General features: G+C 69.2%; 3 protein-coding genes and 1 pseudogene. 2 read left to right on the top strand and 2 right to left on the bottom strand.

Annotated elements, in window-relative coordinates:
* Positions 1–372 (top strand): annotated as a pseudogene (locus ACFQ4O_RS16915) (hypothetical protein); the annotation flags it as partial.
* A 47-nt stretch (positions 373–419) separates the two neighbouring features.
* On the opposite strand, the gene ACFQ4O_RS16910 reads toward ACFQ4O_RS16915, so the two are convergent.
* Positions 420–881, bottom strand: a complete 462-nt coding sequence (locus tag ACFQ4O_RS16910) for a pseudoazurin (RefSeq protein ID WP_378777453.1) — start codon at positions 879–881, stop codon at positions 420–422.
* A 268-nt stretch (positions 882–1149) separates the two neighbouring features.
* On the bottom strand, positions 1150–1341 hold the full coding sequence (locus ACFQ4O_RS16905; RefSeq protein WP_378777451.1) for a DUF1674 domain-containing protein: 192 nt from the start codon (positions 1339–1341) through the stop codon (positions 1150–1152).
* A gap of 142 nt (positions 1342–1483) precedes the next feature.
* On the opposite strand from ACFQ4O_RS16905, the gene htpX reads away from it, so the two are divergent.
* Positions 1484–2385, top strand: a 902-nt coding sequence (gene htpX / locus ACFQ4O_RS16900) for a zinc metalloprotease HtpX (RefSeq protein WP_378777449.1), incomplete at its 3' end; no start/stop codon positions are given.

Here is a 2385-nt window from a genome sequence, read left to right as displayed (position 1 = left end):
GGCGGGGTGACGGGCGCCGGCCGGACGGCGCGCACGATCGACCTCGCCGCCATGGGCCGGGTCGGCGGGGACCTGCGCGCGGCGAGCGCGACGGTTGGCGCGGGCGAGACGGTGCGGCTGCTGAAATTCGTGAAATCCGGCGACGACCTCGCCGATCTCGCGCCGTTCACGGCCCGGTTCGGCGCGCGCTCGCGGGCGGTGGCGGAGCTGACCGGGCGGGCGTCGCTCCGGGCGTTCCGCACCACGATCCGGCTCGGCGAGCGGCTGCTCGCCCATCTCTGGGCCGTGCTGCTGTGGTTCGGCGGGCTGATCTGCGGGGCGCTGTCCCATGCGGGCCTGCGCGTGGCGCGGGCGGTCGCGGCCCGCGTCTGAGAGGCCGGCGGAGAGGGGCTTCCCCCTCCGCCGGCCCGGTCGTCACGTCACTGGGCGAGAGCGGCGCTCTTCGACTCTTCGGCCTTCTTGAGCAGCGCCTCGAACTTCTTCTTGGCGACGCCCGTGAACTTCAGGCCCTTGGCGGCGTCGAGGTTCGGATAGTTCGAGCCGACGGCGATCAGCGCGACCATGCCCATGCCCACATGCGGCAGGCACTTCACGCCGTAGACGCCTTCCTTGTCGACGGTGACCGAGACGTCCTTCGAGAACTCGCCCTTGAACTCCTTGGCGCCTTCCGGAAGGAAGCCCGGCACGGTCTCGGCGTTGTGGCTCGGATCGGTGGCCACGAACTTGATCGTGTCGCCCACATTGGCCTTGATGAAGCTCGGCTCGAACACCATCCGGCCTTCTTCGCCCTGATTGAGCATCTTCACTTCGATCTCGGCCGCGTACGCGCTGGCGGTCATCGCCGCGAAGGCCGCGGCGGCGAACATCACGCCTCTCAACATGTCGCTCTCCCTGAACAATGAAACGGAGCGGATCGACGTCCCCTTCCGTGCGGATCGAACGATCGAAAACGCCCGGTTCCGTTGGGCGATTTTAGAGCGGCGGGCCAGTCAATAACAGGTTATCCGTTTGGACCTGTTTCCGATTTCCGGTTTCTGCATTTTCAATAACTTAGGCGCGAGACGAATTCCCATGGCCCGCGCGTGTCTTGCTGCGGCGCAGCGCCGGCGGAGGCCGCTCTGCGGCAGTTCGACGCGAGGAGGCGCGGGCTTAGAAGTCGGAGGCGACGCCCTTGCGCTCCCAGTCGCCATAGCGCACCGGATCCGGACCGTCGCGGCCGTCGATCTCCTTCGTCGCCGCAAGCTCGGCGGCGCGGCGCTCGTACTCCGCGCGGCGCTCGGCGGCCTCCGCCAGCGCGCGGCGGGCGGCGTCGCTCAAAGGTCTGTCGCGCGCGTCGTCCATGGGCGTCGTCTCCTGTCACGAAGGCGGGGGCGGGGGCCGCGGCGTCTTGGGAACGGCGGCCCCGCGCCCCACATGATACGCGACGACGGCGCGCGGGCGAAACGCCCCGGCGGCCGAAGGCACGGACACGGAGAGAGCCTCGATGAACTACTTCCGCACGGCGCTGCTGCTTGCGGGCATGACCGCGCTGTTCATGGGCGTGGGGTTCGTGATCGGCGGACGGGGCGGGGCGATGATCGCCTTCGTCGTGGCGCTGGCTATGAACGTCTTCAGCTACTGGAACTCGGACAAGATGGTCCTGCGCATGACCAACGCGCAGGAGGTGGACGCCCGGTCCGCGCCGGAGTTCTACGGCATGGTGGCGGACCTCGCTACGCGGGCGCAGCTGCCCATGCCGCGCGTCTACATCATCCACGAGGACCAGCCGAACGCCTTCGCCACCGGCCGCAACCCGCAGAACGCGGCGGTGGCCGCCACCACGGGGCTGCTCAACGGCCTGTCGCGGGAGGAGGTGGCGGGCGTGATGGCGCACGAACTCGCCCATGTGAAGAACCACGACACGCTGATCATGACGATCACGGCCACCATCGCCGGCGCGATCTCCATGATCGCGAACTTCGGCTTCCTGTTTTCCGGCAACCGGGAGAACAACCAGCCGCTCGGCGTGATAGGGTCGATCGCGATGATGATTCTCGCCCCCATCGCCGCGATGATCGTGCAGATGGCCATCAGCCGGACGCGCGAATACGCCGCCGACCGGCTCGGCGCCGAAATCTGCGGGCGGCCCGACTGGCTCGCCTCCGCGCTTCAGAACATCGAGCACGGCGCGGCCCGGATCGAGAACCACGCCGCCGAGCGCAATCCGGCCACCGCGCACATGTTCATCATCAACCCGCTGTCCGGCCAGCGCATGGACAATCTGTTCTCCACCCATCCGGCCACGCAGAACCGCGTCGCCGCGCTGATGGAGCTGGCGCGCTCCTGGGGCGGCGCGCAGGCGCGGGCCGCCGTCGCCTCGTCCGGCCCGTGGGGCGCCCCGACCGA

This window comes from Methylopila musalis (genome assembly GCF_042679725.1).
In the GTDB taxonomy this organism is placed as follows: Bacteria; Pseudomonadota; Alphaproteobacteria; order Rhizobiales; family Methylopilaceae; genus Methylopila; species Methylopila musalis.
The sequence above is the reverse complement of the archived record's forward strand: the minus strand, read 5'-3'. Positions and strand labels throughout refer to the sequence as shown.